This window comes from Cytophagales bacterium, assembly GCA_019456305.1.
Lineage (GTDB): Bacteria > Bacteroidota > Bacteroidia > Cytophagales > VRUD01 > VRUD01.
Window position 1 is genome coordinate 1 of sequence record VRUD01000032.1, and the last position, 15,746, is coordinate 15,746.

The 15,746-nt window shown below is 38.9% G+C and carries 13 protein-coding genes; 8 read left to right on the forward strand and 5 right to left on the reverse strand.

Features of this window, described 5'->3' with window-relative positions:
• Both FVQ77_08435 and FVQ77_08440 read left to right on the forward strand, forming a co-directional pair.
• Window positions 1-167 (forward strand): adenylosuccinate synthase (locus FVQ77_08435; protein MBW8050347.1); only part of this gene is annotated, 167 nt, incomplete at its 5' end.
• Window positions 168-187: 20 nt separating this feature from the next.
• Window positions 188-694: a TlpA family protein disulfide reductase gene (locus FVQ77_08440; GenBank protein MBW8050348.1), complete on the forward strand. Its 507-nt coding sequence runs from the start codon at window positions 188-190 to the stop codon at window positions 692-694.
• Here FVQ77_08440 and FVQ77_08445 read toward each other — a convergent pair.
• Window positions 683-2,560, reverse strand: coding sequence for a T9SS type A sorting domain-containing protein (locus FVQ77_08445; protein ID MBW8050349.1), 1,878 nt, complete (start codon window positions 2,558-2,560; stop codon window positions 683-685). The genes FVQ77_08440 and FVQ77_08445 overlap by 12 nt on opposite strands.
• A 340-nt stretch (window positions 2,561-2,900) precedes the next feature.
• Here FVQ77_08445 and FVQ77_08450 point away from each other — a divergent pair, with 340 nt between their 5' ends.
• From FVQ77_08450 to FVQ77_08475, 6 genes are all read left to right on the forward strand, one after another.
• Window positions 2,901-3,761: a DUF2911 domain-containing protein gene (locus FVQ77_08450; protein MBW8050350.1), complete on the forward strand. Its 861-nt coding sequence runs from the start codon at window positions 2,901-2,903 to the stop codon at window positions 3,759-3,761.
• Window positions 3,762-3,931: 170 nt separating this feature from the next.
• Window positions 3,932-4,228 carry a type II toxin-antitoxin system HigB family toxin gene (locus tag FVQ77_08455; protein ID MBW8050351.1) on the forward strand — a complete coding sequence of 99 codons (297 nt, stop codon included), beginning with the start codon at window positions 3,932-3,934 and terminating at the stop codon, window positions 4,226-4,228.
• A gap of 11 nt (window positions 4,229-4,239) precedes the next feature.
• On the forward strand, window positions 4,240-4,611 hold the full coding sequence (locus FVQ77_08460; GenBank protein MBW8050352.1) for a transcriptional regulator: 372 nt from the start codon (window positions 4,240-4,242) through the stop codon (window positions 4,609-4,611).
• A gap of 12 nt (window positions 4,612-4,623) precedes the next feature.
• The gene (locus FVQ77_08465) at window positions 4,624-5,967 is read left to right on the forward strand and encodes a T9SS type A sorting domain-containing protein (protein MBW8050353.1); all 1,344 of its coding nucleotides are present in this window, start codon (window positions 4,624-4,626) and stop codon (window positions 5,965-5,967) included.
• 59 nt (window positions 5,968-6,026) lie between these two features.
• Window positions 6,027-7,142 carry a DUF1566 domain-containing protein gene (locus FVQ77_08470; protein MBW8050354.1) on the forward strand — a complete coding sequence of 372 codons (1,116 nt, stop codon included), beginning with the start codon at window positions 6,027-6,029 and terminating at the stop codon, window positions 7,140-7,142.
• 18 nt (window positions 7,143-7,160) lie between these two features.
• A complete protein-coding gene (locus tag FVQ77_08475) occupies window positions 7,161-7,409 on the forward strand; it encodes a GIY-YIG nuclease family protein (protein MBW8050355.1) in 249 nt (82 codons plus the stop codon).
• 44 nt (window positions 7,410-7,453) lie between these two features.
• On the opposite strand, the gene FVQ77_08480 is transcribed toward FVQ77_08475, so the two are convergent.
• From FVQ77_08480 to FVQ77_08495, 4 genes are all read right to left on the reverse strand, one after another.
• Entirely contained in the window at window positions 7,454-9,154 is a 1,701-nt protein-coding gene (locus FVQ77_08480) for a sodium:solute symporter (protein MBW8050356.1), read from the reverse strand.
• Between the two features lie 422 nt (window positions 9,155-9,576).
• Entirely contained in the window at window positions 9,577-12,105 is a 2,529-nt protein-coding gene (locus FVQ77_08485; GenBank protein MBW8050357.1) for a PIG-L family deacetylase, read from the reverse strand.
• A 563-nt stretch (window positions 12,106-12,668) separates the two neighbouring features.
• A complete protein-coding gene (locus tag FVQ77_08490) occupies window positions 12,669-14,444 on the reverse strand; it encodes a tetratricopeptide repeat protein (protein ID MBW8050358.1) in 1,776 nt (591 codons plus the stop codon).
• A gap of 336 nt (window positions 14,445-14,780) precedes the next feature.
• Window positions 14,781-15,605, reverse strand: coding sequence for a zinc permease (locus FVQ77_08495; protein ID MBW8050359.1), 825 nt, complete (start codon window positions 15,603-15,605; stop codon window positions 14,781-14,783).
• Window positions 15,606-15,746: the final 141 nt, after the last annotated feature.

A 15,746-nucleotide genomic window follows, 5' to 3' on the forward strand; every position in this document is an offset into this window, starting at 1 on the left:
TGAGTGAATTAAAAGAATATGATGATCTGCCAACTCAAATAAAGAAATATATTTTATTTTTAGAAGAATATTTAAAATTATCTATTAATTTTGTATCTTTAGGTCCTGATAGAGATCAAACATTAATTAAATCCGGTTTCTCTAAATTCAGTACAAATTTAATTTAATAACTAAATATTAAAATATCATGAAAACCACATTAAAAACTACCGTTGTATTCTTGTTGCTTATATGTCTGTTTTCCTTCAGGCCACCAGGACTCAAGAAGTTCCCCGCTATTGACGTCAAGACATTAGATGGACAAACCATTAATTCCAAAGAGATTCACCAAAACAATGGGAAACTAACAATAATTGGCATTTGGGCAACCTGGTGTAAACCCTGTTTTTTGGAACTCAAGACTTATCATGAGCACTATCCGAATTGGAGAGAAGAAACGGGTGTAAAGATCGCTTTGGTATCAGTGGATGAGCCGAGGCTTAAAGAAAAAATCAAAGCATTGGTTCAAAAAAAGGGGTGGGAGTTTGAAATGTATATAGATGATAAAAAAGAGCTGAAACAGGCATTAAAGATCATCAATATACCAGGCACTTATTTAGTAAATGACGCAGGTGACATCTTATACCAACACAGTTCCTATTCAAAGGGGGATGAGAATAAGCTTTATAAGCAGATTAAAAAATTATCGAAGTAAAAATATTATTTTCTTGTTTATTATCATCCCATTTGTCTCTATTCTGCAGGTATAAAAACCGGGTCTAATATTTATTCCCTTATCGTTTGTTCCTTCCCATTTAATAATATGGTCCCCGGCACTTTGAAATTCATCTGCCAAACTTTTTATTTTTTTACCCATTATATCATATACCAGCAGTTTAATATGGGTATTTTCGTTTAAATGGTAGCTTATGGTAATATGTTTTGTAAACGGGTTGGGATAACAATCAATTTCGAATTGCAGATTTCGGATTTGGGTGGTGTGGCCGGTAATAGCAGTATCTTCAACTATCAGGATTGTCGTATCAACACCGATATTTGACAAAAACTGGCTTTTGCCATCGGGCCAGGTGACTTCAATAGTATCAACGGCCGTGTATATTCCCAGGCCAAAATGAGCGATGGTGCTGTGGTGTGAAAGATGACTTGAGCCGCCATCTATTTCCCGTATCCAGTTGCGGCCATTTGAAATAATCCTTACAAGTGATCCGTAAGCATCCCTGTTATTTGTTGTACCCTGAAGTTTTACTTTTAACCAATGATTATTGTTTGAATTATTATTTTGGTATAAAAGTGCATGAGAAGACGTCAAACCTGTATCTGCTACCATTATCAAAAGATCAAGGTCTCCATCATTGTCATAATCTCCGTAAGCAAATCCCCTTGCCATACTTGTATCATCTACGTCTAATAAAACTGATACATCTGTAAATGTTGCATCCCCATTATTTTTATACAAAACATCCGGATTTGAAGGAGCATTGGCAATAATGGAATCTGCAGGGATATGGCCGTTTGCTACAAAAAGATCAAGGTAAGTATCATTGTCATAATCTAAGAAAGCAGTACCCCAGCCAACTGCAAACAAATTACTATCAGTATAGGTATTTGTAACGCCTGCGGAATCGGTCAGGTCAATAAAGAGCCCGTTACCCTGGTTATTTCTCAGAACATTTCTTCCGAGATTGGTAACGTAATAATCCAGGTCTCCGTCTTCATCATAGTCTCCTATAGCAATGCCCATTCCGTATATAGCATCATTCATAGATGAACTTACACTTACATTACTGAAATCAGGTGAGGGAAAATTATTTTGATATAAGCTATTGGGCAAGACCCACGCTCCAAAATCATTGGCAATGTATATATCCACATCACTATCCTGGTCACAGTTGGTGAATGCTATAGCCAGCCCACACCCCGTGTCAGCAACACCATATAGTGATGCTACTTCACTAAAAGTTTCATTGCCATTGTTCATATACAGATAGTTGGGAGAGCATACATAATAAAATCCTGAATCATCAGTTGTTGGTTTTGAAGGGTCAACATAGTTTACAACATATATGTCGGGGAAACCGTCAAGGTTAAAATCCCCAAAAGATGCTGCCGTGCTCCATGCAGTATCAGATATACCTGCTGATGCTGATATTTCCTGGAATGTACCATCACCGTTGTTTTTAAATAATAAATTGTGCTCGTCTACCCAGGTTGTTACAAAAATATCGCGGTAGCCATCGTTATCAATATCTCCTGTAATCACGCCCATGGTACTTATGCTGTCGGTAAGGCTTAACCCTGCAGCAACTCCTACTTCTGTGAATGTACCGTTGCCATTATTATGATAAAGCATATCCCGTATTTCTCCGCCTGTCAAATATATATCCGGATAGCCATCGTTGTCATAATCAAAGAAGGCACCGCCCCCTCCCATTCTTTCTGTATTGATATGCTGATGGTTTATTCCGGCAGATATGCTTACTTCGGAAAACCCTTGTGATAGAGCTTTTAGCCAAAAAGCAGGTAAAAAGCTTAATAATAAAATTAGGGACTTGACTATCATTTAGTTTTAAAATTATATATTGAAGGTACTAGATATTGTGAAAGTGATACTGTATGATTTAATGGGGAAAATCATTTTAGGGCAGTTCTAAAAATTGAATTGCCAGTGCAAATAAAAAACAAAAAATAATACCATCCTAATTTTTTTTAACTGCCTTGTTGTTATTAAAGAAATAATATATTCGCATAGTTAAAATCCAACGGGGTTCACCCCGTAGGATAATGCCGTTAAGCAATGGTGAACTGGAATAAAGTAAATATCCAACGGGGTAAAGAATTTTGATTTTTTATTTTTATATTTGCCGCAATTGTTAATCAACTAATAAAAAATAAAACATATTATGAAAAAAAATCTGAAAATCATTTGGTTAATGGCAACTGCTTTTACTTTAAATGTTAGTACTATCGTTGCCCAGGATCTTCCACGTCCCAGCCCTTTGGCAAAAGTGGAACAAAGAATAGGCCTTACGGATGTAAGCGTCACTTATTCAAGACCAGGAGTAAAGGAAAGAACAATATGGGGAGAGTTGGTTCCGTATGATGAAAAGTGGAGAACGGGAGCCAATGCAGCTACTGTGCTAACCTTTAGCCATGACGTAAAAGTAAACGGGAAAGACCTGACTGCCGGCAGCTATGCTTTCTATACAAAACCAACCAAGGCCGAGTGGACTGTTTATTTTAACACGGAAACTAAATCCTGGGGAACCAGCGGGTACAAAACAGAAAATGACGCGTTAACTTTAACTGTAAAGCCTGAAGTTAATGAAATGGTAGAATCCATGCGCTTTACTCTTGAGAATATCAAAGATAATTCTGCTGATTTGGTTTTAGCCTGGGAAAAGATAAAGATCGTATTAAAAATTGAAGTAGAATTTGAGAAAAAAGCCATGGAAAATATTGAGAAGGCCATTGAAGATGCAAGTGGAAAATGGAGGGTATTGAGAAGTGCGGCTAATTATTGCGCTGATAACAATACCAACCTGGATAAAGGGATGGAATGGATCAATGAGTCAATAGAGCTCCATGAATCATGGTATAGCTATTGGGTTAAAGCAGATGTACAGGCAGCTTTTGGAAATAAAAAAGAGGCTATCGCAAGCGCTAAAAAAGCAATTAAGCTTGGAGAAGCCGATGCTGAAAAGAAAGATAAAGAATTCACCTATAGGAAACAGCTTGATAAAGCCATCGAAGGTTGGAAGTAATGCGCAGGACGCATAGCGCATGGCGCATGGCGCATAGCGGGGGGTCCTGTAGGTTGACAGAGAACTGCTCCGAAACCCGCGCTACGCTTATACTTACGTTGCACACCAAAAAAAAATAAGTTCTATATTTGGGAACTTTTATTATCTTTGCAAGTATATTGATATAGAGAATGAAAAGAATATTTGCAAAAAGTACATTAAGAACGTTTTGGGAAAACCATGCAGATTCAGAACAGTACTTGAAAACATGGTACGATACTGCTATGAATTCTAACTGGAAAGTACCCAATGACGTGAAAAAAATTTATGCGAATGCTAGTATTTTGAGAAATAGCCGAATTGTGTTTAACATAAAAGGTAATTCATACCGTTTGATTGTTAAATTCAATTTTGAGAAACAATGGGCATTTATCAGATTTATTGGCACTCATTCTCAATATGACAAAGTAGATGCAAATAATATTTAAACTTATTTATTATGGATATAAAACCCATTAAAACAGAAAACGACTATCAAAATGCTTTAGCTAAACTAGATGCTATTTTTGATGCTCCTATTGGAACTCCTGAAAGTGACGAAGCTGACGTACTTGGTTTACTAATTGACGAATATGAAAAGGTTAATTATCCAATAGATGCTCCAGACCCAATTGAAGCAATTAAAATTAGAATGGAAGAAATGCAATTAAAACAAGTTGATTTGATTCCTGAAATTGGCGGAAAAAGCCATGTTTCTGAAGTTCTAAACAGAAAAAGAAAACTGACTGTTGATATGATTAGAAAGTTGACGGAAAGGCTTAATCTTTCTCCAACTATTTTAATTAAGGACTATCATTTTTCTCTTTATTAAATTAATATCACAATGAAAATTCTATTAACTTCTACAATATTATTTCTGCTAATATTTATAGCACCAATCTACGCCCAAAACTCCTGGACCTGGCAGGAATTAAACCCGATGCCTGAGAAGGTAAGCAACAATGCCGTTGCTGCTGCAGTCAAAGACAGTGTTACCTACGTTTATTCTTTCATGGGGATTGACTCAACAAAACTCTGGTCAGGCATCCATCTTAAAGCATTTCGTTATAACACGCAAACCAACGTCTGGGATACCATCGCACCTGTTCCTGATAATCTTACCAGGATCGCTGCTTCTGCCAACACTGTAAAGAACAAAATATACATTATTGGAGGATATCATGTATATGCAAATAATAGTGAAGTATCTTCCAATAAAATATTTATTTATGATCCTCAAAGTGACAGTTATTCTCAGGGTGTAAACCTTCCGGTAGCCATTGACGACCAGGTGCAGGTTGTATGGAGAGACAGCCTTATATTTATCATTACAGGGTGGAGTAATACAGGAAATGTAAGCAGTGTTCAAATCTATAATCCTGCCTTAGATACTATAATGCAGGGAACTCCGGTACCTAATAATAATCTGTATAAAGCTTTTGGCGCTTCCGGAGTAATAATTGGTGATACTATTTATTATTGTGGCGGGGTTGAACATTCAACCTGGAAAAATGTAAATTTTCTGCGTAAAGGTGTAATTAATCCCGTTGACCCGAGTGACATAACCTGGACTAATCCTGCAACCAATCCGGGCGATAAAGGATACAGAATGGGAGCCGTAGTGTATGGAAATACAGGTTTTTGGATTGGAGGAGCGGGTAATTCTTATAATTACGATGGTATCGCCTATGACGGTACCGGTGGTGTAGATCCATTAGATAGAATAATGGCCTATCATGCAAAATCACAAACATGGGAAGTTGATACTGCAACCCCATTCAGTGTAATGGATTTGAGAAATATTACTCAAATTGATTCTAATCAATATATCATTGCCGGTGGTATGCTGCCGGGACAAGCGGTAAGTAACCGTGCATTCCTGCTCACCTATACACCACCCCCTGTAACGGGAATTACAAGTATTAAAAGTGCCGATAATATTAAGGTATATCCAAATCCTGTCAACAATACTTTACAAGTAAACATTAACGGTACTGTTGATAATTCAACCCTTAAAATCGAATTAATGGACATAACAGGAAAAATATTGATAGATGAAAAAATTGCCGGTGCTATTATTACCTATCAACTCAATATGAGAGAATATGCCACGGGTAGTTATTTTTTAAGAATAACCAACGAAAAAGAACAACTAATCAATTCATATAAAATTCAAAAAATCAATTAACAATTTCTAAAATTAACCACCAATCCGTCAGTTGACGGGTTAACAAAACAAAAATTATTATGAAAAAATTAACTATAACATTCGTAACTACACTTATCTGTATAATCTTTTTAAATCTGTGCCTGCCCCGATTTCTCGGTGGTAATCTATGTTTCGCGCAAGCACCGCAATCTTTTAAATACCAAGCCGTAGCAAGAGATATTAGTGGTAACATTTTGGCTAATCAGGCAGTCGGTTTTCAAATCAGCATTTTAAAAACTACTGCAACAGGCATAGCAGTATATATTGAAACACACACTGATACCACCAACCAATTTGGATTGGTGAACTTGGAAATTGGCAAAGGTACAGTTACAACTGGCGATTTTACAACGATTGATTGGGCAAACGATGATTACTTTATACAAGTAAAAATGGACGCTACTGGTGGGGCCACTTATGCTATGATGGGAACTTCCCAACTGCTTTCGGTGCCTTATGCGCTTCATGCAAAAACAGCAGAAATTGTTACAGAAACCGACCCAGTATTTGGCTCATCAGTAGCAGGTGGTATTACTGTAGCAGATACAGCCAATTGGAATGCACACACAGTTGATACCGATACACATTTAGATTCTACTGGAGTAGCTGCTTTAGGTTTTGTAGCTGGAGCACATGTAGACTCTACAGCAATAGCGAATATGGGTTTTATTGCTGGAGGCGCTTCAAGCTCATTTTACTTAGGACAAGATACCCTTGGCGGTATTATTTACAACCTGTACATTGGTAGTGATGGGCTGCAACACGGTTTAATTGTGAACAAAACAGAAAGCACGGCAGTATGGCAAGCAACAGGAACAACCACTAATGCTATACGTAGTTGGGATGGTGTTTTTAATACAGATTCAATGACAAGTAGTGCCGCAGCAACGTATGTAAATGGGTTAACAAGTGGTGGCTTTACCGATTGGTACTTACCAAGCATTGATGAGTTAAGTTTACTATGGCACAACCGTTTTTATGCCAACAAAGCATTAAATACTGGTGGCTTTACTTTACTCTCAAATACAGCTAACTATTGGAGTAGTACGGAGTTTAATACGACCAATGCGATCCACTTCGGTTTCTTCAATGGAAACGCGACCCTCAACTCTAAGACTAGTACCTTGTCAGTTCGTGCGGTTAGGGCTTTTTAACTATTTACCCCGTGAGATATGTTTTATTATGTTTATGTTTTAAGAAGTAAGAAGGATAATAATAATTATGTTGGTTATACTGAAAATCTGGAAAAAAGATTAGATGTTCACAATTTTGGAAAAGTTCAGTCTACAAGAAACAGAATGCCTTTGGAATTGATATATTTTGAAGGTTGCTTAAATCAGCAAGATGCAACAAGACGTGAAAAATATTTAAAAACAGCATGGGGTAAAAGATATATAAATTACACGAATTACACAAATTAAATTAGTGTAATTATTAATTAGTGTAATTCGTGTAATTAGTGGTTTCATTTCTTTGCATCTTTGCGGTGAAAATATTGAAAAGCCAGGGCGAATATGATCACCAGCCCGCAACCAATTACGTTGAACCACAAATAGGCCACAACGTCTTCATAATAAATATAGAGTATAATTACAATGACCTGGGTTAAAACAGCGGAATAAAAAGTTGCATTCCCTTTTACCTGTTTAATAAAAAATGCCACCAGGAAAACGCCAAGTATGGTTCCGTAAAAGATAGATCCCAGGATATTGACAGCCTCAATAAGATTTTCTACCAAATGAGCAAAAAGAGCAAAGCTGATGGCAATCATTCCCCAAACTGCTGTTAGCAGTTTTGAAACTACCAGGTAGTGCTTTTCACTGCCATTCGTTTTGATCAGTCTTTTATAAAAGTCAATGATAGTGGTAGAGGCAAGGGCATTTAATTCTCCCGAAGTAGAAGACATGGCTGCGGAGAAAATCACTGCAAGCAGCAACCCGATGATCCCAACCGGCAGATAATTCATGATGAACGTCAGAAATACGTAGTCAGAATCTTTCGATTTGTGCTCCGGAACAGATTTGTCGATCAGCGCTTTTGCTTTATCTCTGATCAACTTCGATTGTTCATCAGCTTTTATTAATTCATTTACTGATTCTTTTAACGCTGCCTGATGATTGTTGTCGAAATTATCAATAACCGCCCTAACTGCATGTTGTTTTATTTCAAAAGCCGCATAATGTGCTGACTCAATTTGCTTGAAGTCGTCAGCATACACGGTATTATATATCTTTTGCGTAACGGAAGTATTAAATAATACCGGATGCTTTTCGAACTGAAAAAATATAAATACCATTACGCCTGTAAAAAGTATAAAAAACTGCATAGGAACTTTTAGCAATGCGTTGAACATCAGGCCCAGCCTGCTCTCTCTGATAGACAGGCCTCCCAGGTAGCGTTGCACCTGGGATTGGTCTGTCCCGAAATAGGATAATGCAAGAAAAAGTCCACCGGTAATTCCTGACCAGAAAGTATATCGTTCATTGAGGTCAAATGAAAAGTTTACTACTTCGAGTTTGCCCATTATTCCTGCTACTCTTACAGCATCTCCAAATGAAACATATTCCGGAAGTTTATAAATTATCATGAAAAACGCTACAAACATTCCAATCATGATAATCGCCATTTGCCATTTCTGAGTAAGGCTTACCGCCTTAGTACCACCGGAAACGGTGTAAATAATTACAAGAATTCCAACCAATAGGATTGTCAGCGATAAGTTCCATCCCAGCGCTGTGGATAAAATGATAGCTGGTGCGTAAATAGTTATTCCGGCAGCAAGGCCCCTTTGCAGAAGAAATAAAAATGCCGTAAACAGCCGGCTGTTTAGTCCAAACCTGGTTTCAAGATATTCATAAGCTGTGAAGACCTTTAGTTTGTAGTATATAGGAATAAATACGGCTGAAACGATAATCAGCGCTAAAGGCAAACCAAAATAGTTTTGTACAAACCCCATCCCTGATTCGTACGCTTGTCCGGGTGTGGAAATAAAGGTGATGGCGCTTGCTTGTGTGGCCATTACTGAAAGACCAATGGTGCCCCACTTCATTTCTCTTCCACCGAGCAGATAGCTTTCAATATTTTTGCTTTCCCGGGTTTTCCAGGCGCCATATATTACAATAAACCCGAGTGTTCCCAAAAGAATGCTCCAATCAAGTGTGCTCATAATTTATTGTATCGGAATTTCAATGTTTTCTTTTGCCACTAAAACTCAAAAGCACTAAATCCCACTAAATTATTTTGTAACGCTTTTTTTGTGGGATTTTGTGTTTTAGTGATTTAGTGGCATTTTTTTAAATTATTTTACGAAACTATGTCCTACAATCTGGACAACAATACAAACAGCAGGATAAGAAAACCAAGAAATAACATAACGAATGCATACAAGCGGTTCCAGGTTTTGAAATAAGGAGGAGTATCCGTTTTCTCCTTAATATCCGGGATGGTTTTTTTATCTGTCATAAATTAGTGTCTGTCTATAAAGTAAATGTTTCTCGCAAAGACGCAAAGGACGCAAAGGAAAAACAGATTAAAACTTTGCGTCCTTTGCATCTTTGCGAGATATTTTTCTCCATTTTCCATCTTCAATTATCTCCCAATTGAAATCATGTTGGCAAAAAGCCTGAAGGCGCCCGGTACTCCGGCAGGGAGTTCTCTGAAAAACGAAATACCGGTATATATGAAATATCCTTTGCCATATTTTGCCACAATAATACTTCCCTTTTTAGGATCCTCACCGGGATCATTCCACGCAAGTATGGGCGTGAATTTCTCATCCCATTCGTCAGGAAAATATAATCCCCGCTCTTGTACCCATCCATTAAAATCATTTTCTGTTATCTTATTTGGCGTATTCAGCAAAGGGTGGTTTGGCTCAAGGAAAGTTACAGGCGCTTCTTCAACAGTTACCCGGTCCCTTGAGATCTTTATTTCATAGGGCCCTATATCTTTGGTAACCAATCCGTGTCTTGTATTATACTGTACGATATAAGTACCTCCATTTTTAACATACTCCAGTAATTTGTAATTGACATGCTTTAGATATTTACGCGTGTTAAAAGCCCTGACCCCGGTAATGATCGCATCAAATTTGGATAGGTCTGACTCCTTAATGAAAGTCTCATTTAGCATGGTTACCTGGTATCCCAATTGCTCAAGGCTTGCAGGGACCTCGTCTCCCGGCCCGGGAACATACCCGATTGAAGTACCTTTTATTTTTACGTCTAATTTCACAATCTTTGACCTGGCTTCCGGCAAAAGAGTTTGCGTCAATATGTGAGGATATTTAATCGTAACAAGGCTTTTGGCTTGCTTTTTACTCTTCTGTCCCCCCTTTGGGGAGGACGATGTCCGGTGGACATCGGGCCAGGATTGTGGGAGGGGGAGAGGGGGGCTCATATCAATGATCGCTTTCACTTCTCCGGTACTAACATTGTCCGGAGGCATAACTTTAAAGGAAATATCCTTCTCTGTATTTTTATTTGGCAGGTTAAAAGATATAGAGGCAGGTTCTGTTTTCCATCCCTCCGGAAGTTCAAGGAAAATATTTCCGGATACATCGTTGCTGTGAGATTTGAGGGTTAAGTTAATATTCTCCGGCTCATTGGATGAAAAGATATAGACCTTTTCCCTGATATTGGCAGTGACCTTCGGAAGCACCACAAAAGGCCTGTAAAGTTCCCCGTCAACCCGGTCTGTCCATTTATACATCAAAGGCCTTTCAACGGTAAACTCAATATCCTCGTATTTTAACCTGAAGCTAATCATTATTGCTGGCTTGTTTTCAGGCGTCCCCCTTAACATTTGATCATCCACATGATAAACTCCCTCAAAGCTGTGGTTTAACCAATACGGGTTTGTACTAACATTTTCCGGGGCTTTAATGACTGTAGTATATTGGTTTAATACATTATAATCCAGGTTGCTGTTAATGATGGTGTCTTTTCCATTAAAGTTCAGATCATCCAATATAATCTTTGTATTGCTTCTGTTAACAATAGATGCCGTGACTATCACATCATCACTGCTTGAAGCGCTATAATCATCAGCAACGGCTTCCATCCAAATCCCTGCACAGGCAATAATAATTCCTTTAATTTCTTTAAGCTTTACAGCTTTCCAAAAAGGATCAGAAATATTGTTGATCAATTTGTATGCTTTAGCGAGTTGAGGTATGCTTTTATCCGGGTTGTAATGGTCAAATTGGTTGAGTACTTCAGTTAATAATTTGCCAATTTCTTTCCCTTCCTTAACACGATTCCAGGTGGTATCTATTCCGTCTAATATATTTCCTTTGGCTCTGGCCCCATATACATGTTCAAGATATTCAATTTTTGAACCTCGTCTTTTAGATGAACCGAATCCCTGGCTTTTGTGCATGGTCCTGCTTTCAGAGGCTAATTCCGAATAAGATTTCCCAAGAACCGGATTAAAAGTACCAACATCTATCATGATGTAATCATCTGAACCTTTGGCTTTTTCCGCCAGGTCTTTGATCCACCAGGTGCTTGTATTGAACAGAAGTCTTTTAGCTTGCCATACATCAACGTATTTCAACTGTTCCGGGTAAGCTTCAGGATCGGCAGCTTTTTCAAATGCCTCCTCAGCAAGCATGGCTGATGCACCGTGGTGGCCATGGCCGGCATATTCAGTAGCTGGAAACCTTGTAATAATTACATCCGGCTTAAATTTTCTGATCGTCCATACTACATCGGACAGGATCTTATCTTTTTCCCATTTTTGAAAAGTTTCCTCTGATGATTTTGAATAACCGAAATCAACGGCCCGTGTAAAAAATTGCTGCCCACCATCTATTTTCCTGGCTTCAAGCAATTCGTTTGTTCTTAAAACTCCCATGAGGGGCCCTTTTTCGTTTCCGATGAGATTTTGGCCTCCATCCCCCCTGGTGATTGAAAGATACGCAGTTCTTACGGACTTTTCATTGGCGAACCAGGCAATGAGCCTTGTATTCTCATCATCCGGATGGGCGGCAATATAAAGCACGCTCCCTAACACGGTCAATTTTTTTAATGCTAATTGCAGCTCGCCTGCATTTTGTGAAGAAGCTGACAGTTGCAGTAGCAGTAGGCAGTTGGCGATTAAAAATAAGTGTTTCATTTTAAAGATGGTTATATGGCTAATAGGCTTTAGTTTAAACTAACGTTGCAAAATGTATAATTTTTCAAAATCACATTGAATACCTTTAAGTCGGCAGTCTCCAGTCGGCAGTCGGCAGTCTACAATCGGCAGTCGGCAGTCCACAATCGACAATTGTTTTTTGCTTTTTTGCCGACTGCCGATTGCCGACTGCAGATTTTATCAATTTCGTGTACATTTACAGAGCTAAGATACAGTTTAACACGCTATATTAAACTAAAGCCGGCTAATATTGTAACACACCCCCGTCATACTAAAGCATGACATCCCCTCTCAAGAGGGGAATTAGACACATCTTCAGAGGGGAATTTGGTATTCCCCCCTTAACGCGATATAATTCCCCTCTTGAGAGGGGACATCCCGATTTTAATCGGGATTGGGGTGTGTATCCCCCAGCAAATTCATCGGATGACCCCAACGCACAACCCGGAGAGTCATCCGATGATGGCCAACCCTTATTTCCTTATTTCCCTTTACTTTTGCATTTTTACTTTTTACTTTTTACTTTTTACTTTTTACTTTTTTTACCCTATTCCCTTATTTCCTTCTTTTCTCTTAACCTTCCTCCTCGCTACGCCAACCTTCGCCACCTTTTGCGTGAGCCTGTTGAGCAAAAAGTTAAACAACGGGAAGACTAACAGCGCTACTGCGCCATTGCACAATAATTGTATGGCTGGATTGCCTCCGGAAATTTTTGCTATAAAAGGGTCTAAAAGCACCAGGATGAATTCAAACAAAAAGACGATGAACACAAAAACCACCACCTTTGCCGCTGCTACAGGGATGGCAAACCTGCCCGAAAAGAGTATGGCTATCAACACCAGCCCGAGCACAAGGCCGATGACGGAGAGCTGCACTAAGCTGCTTCTTGCTTTTTTTTCTGCTTCTGCCTTTACTTTTTCTTCTTCTGCCCGTTTTTCTAAAGCCCAGCGTTTCTCCATCTCGTAGCGGGTGACAAGCCGGGTGATCTCTTTGGTTTTTTCTTTGTTGAAAAGAGAGTCTTTGGCTATTGCCCAGAGCTTGTGATACTCCAAAGCTTTTCTCATGGCTTCAAGCGGTGACAAGTCCCCACCTACCAGCCCCCCTAAATCCCCCCAAAGGGGGGACTTTCCCACCACACTTCCCAAAGGGAAAGGGGCTGGCAAAAGCGATGGAATAGTCCCCCCTTTGGGGGGATTTAGGGGGGCTGTGGATTTAGGATGGCTCCTCTTCTCATACGCCTCCGAAAGACACTGGCAGGTTTCCATTTCTACGAACAAGGCGCCTATCTCACGGGCAATGGCTAAGCTTTTAAGGCAGTATTCTGTTGCTGCAGTTGTATTACCCGTTTCTGAATACAAGATGCCTAGGTTGGTTAGGCTGCTGGCTTCACCTTCCTTATCGCCTATGGCTTCTTTTATTTTTAATGCGTGCTGATAATGGTCAATGGCCTTTGGATAATCGCCCTGGCGGTAATAAACATTTCCGAGATTGTTTAAGCTGCGGGCTTCACCGTTCTTATCGGCAGTGGCTTCGGCAATTTTTAATGAGCGCTGATGATGATCAATGGCCTTTGGATAATCACCCTGGCGGTAATAAACATTTCCGAGATTCATTAAGCTGCGGGCTTCACCGTTCTTATCGCCTAAAGCTTCTTTTATTTTTAATGAGCGTTGATAATGATCAATGGCCTTTGGATAATCACCTTGATCAGCAAAAACATTTCCGAGATTGTTTAAGCTGTGGGCTTCACCGTTTTTATCACCTATGACTTCGGCAATTTTTAATGAGCGCTGATGATGATCAATGGCCTTTGGATAATCACCCTGGCTGTAATAAACCAATCCGAGATTGTTTAAGCTGCGGGCTTCACCTTTTTTATCGGTAGTAGCTTCAGCAATTTTTAATGAGCGCTGATAATGGTCAATCGCTTTGGGGTAATTACCTTTTAAGTAATATAGTGCCCCGATCGTTGAGAGGACTTTGGCTTTGCTCTTTTGGAGCCAACCTTTCATATCAAAGGAACCTTTCTCTCCGCTCGCAATGACAGTGATGATGGAGAGCGCTTTACGGGCATAGGTGAGGGCTGAGTCGGGGTGGGAGTATTTTAATTGCCAGGCGATGTCGTTGAGGAGATTTATTTTTGTGGTACCGTGGGTGGCGGTTTTGAGGGCAGCTATTAAGCTGTCGGTTTTAGGCTGGCTGCCTGCCTGCGCTAAAGCTTCCCGGCCTTCGGCACGGGACAGGTCGGCAGGCAGGTATGCTGCAAAATTAAGAGCAAAAACCAATGCGGTGAGAATGGTTCGTTGTTTCATAGTCATTTGTTAGTAATTCGGTGGTAATTTGTTGGTAATTCGATAGTAAAATGATACCTAAAAATCTAAATTAAAAAGAAAGAAAAGTGATGTAAATGTTATGATACTTCCTTAATTTAGTACAATAAAAGTAAAAAATTAAAACTTTAAACCATCACTCTTTGGGTGAAAAAATTAACACTTGTATTTCACAAAGCATCTTATAAATAGAACGCTGATGACGCTGATAAAACGGATAATCACAGATAAAAAATCAGCGCAAATCAGCTAAATCAGTGTCATCCGCGTTCTATAGGTAATTCCGGTTTTTCAATTTAGATTTTTAGGTGATATACTTTACTATCACAAAATAAACAAAGTAAAAATTGCCATCATAGCCCCCAATACAGCAAACAAAAGCCTTACCCAATTAAAACGGTGATCGGGACTGGCTTCAAAGAGAATGGTGGTGGAAATATGCAAAAAGCTGCCTGAAACAATTGCCATAATAATAATAAAAGTATTCCCCGAGATCAGATCAATGAGCAGATTGCTAACAGCCATTCCTATTGGAGATGCTAAAGCAAATATACTTAAAAGAATGATCGCAAAGGTAACATTGGCAAGCCGGTATAAAAGAACCGACATAAGTGCAAAAGCAGCAGGTATTTTATGGAGTATAATGCCATACAATACAGTGTTCATATCTATCCCGATATGAATCTCCCCCGAGTAACTCGGGGGGACAGGCGGGATGTCGCTTTGCTCCATTTGCCAGAATGTAAAGAGATCAGGTGTGTTTACAGAAGCCGGATTAATAAGTATGGCGCCTTCTAACAGTGAATGAACACTCAAAGATATCAATAATATATAGGGAACCAGGTTGTTGTGATGGTCGCTTTTATTGTGATGGATATGACCATGCTCAATTCCGTAAGAGAAAAATTCAAGGATCAACTGTAAGAAAAATCCTACAAGAATAAAAATGCCAATTTTAGCTGGATTTGTACCGGGTTGCAGGGATAAAAGTTCGGGCAGAATATGAGTAACCGTGATAGAAAAAAGAAATGCTCCACTGAAAGTTAAAATGAGCTTGAATTTTTGAAAATCAACTTTAGGAATAAGAAAAACGACAAGCCCTCCCAGAATAGCTGCCAGAAAAAGTGAAATGAAAGTTATTATCAGCATTGAATATAGTGTTCATGTGTTCAAGTGTTCACTTAAATTCTCCTGAATACCTGAACACATTTTTTTTAATCTTTGTATTTAAGGTTGTAAATATAGCAACTAAATTTGGTGTGGGTGTAAAAAAATACTTTTTAAATATTT

Excerpts from the sequence above, each read along its gene's own strand:
- FVQ77_08440 (MBW8050348.1), top strand. The coding sequence starts at position 188 with ATGAAAACCACATTAAAAACTACCGTTGTATTCTTGTTGCTTATATGT.
- FVQ77_08445 (MBW8050349.1), bottom strand. The coding sequence starts at position 2,560 with ATGATAGTCAAGTCCCTAATTTTATTATTAAGCTTTTTACCTGCTTTT.
- FVQ77_08450 (MBW8050350.1), top strand. The coding sequence starts at position 2,901 with ATGAAAAAAAATCTGAAAATCATTTGGTTAATGGCAACTGCTTTTACT.
- FVQ77_08455 (MBW8050351.1), top strand. The coding sequence starts at position 3,932 with ATGAAAAGAATATTTGCAAAAAGTACATTAAGAACGTTTTGGGAAAAC.
- FVQ77_08460 (MBW8050352.1), top strand. The coding sequence starts at position 4,240 with ATGGATATAAAACCCATTAAAACAGAAAACGACTATCAAAATGCTTTA.
- FVQ77_08465 (MBW8050353.1), top strand. The coding sequence starts at position 4,624 with ATGAAAATTCTATTAACTTCTACAATATTATTTCTGCTAATATTTATA.
- FVQ77_08470 (MBW8050354.1), top strand. The coding sequence starts at position 6,027 with ATGAAAAAATTAACTATAACATTCGTAACTACACTTATCTGTATAATC.
- FVQ77_08475 (MBW8050355.1), top strand. The coding sequence starts at position 7,161 with ATGTTTTATTATGTTTATGTTTTAAGAAGTAAGAAGGATAATAATAAT.
- FVQ77_08480 (MBW8050356.1), bottom strand. The coding sequence starts at position 9,154 with ATGAGCACACTTGATTGGAGCATTCTTTTGGGAACACTCGGGTTTATT.
- FVQ77_08485 (MBW8050357.1), bottom strand. The coding sequence starts at position 12,105 with ATGAAACACTTATTTTTAATCGCCAACTGCCTACTGCTACTGCAACTG.
- FVQ77_08490 (MBW8050358.1), bottom strand. The coding sequence starts at position 14,444 with ATGACTATGAAACAACGAACCATTCTCACCGCATTGGTTTTTGCTCTT.
- FVQ77_08495 (MBW8050359.1), bottom strand. The coding sequence starts at position 15,605 with ATGCTGATAATAACTTTCATTTCACTTTTTCTGGCAGCTATTCTGGGA.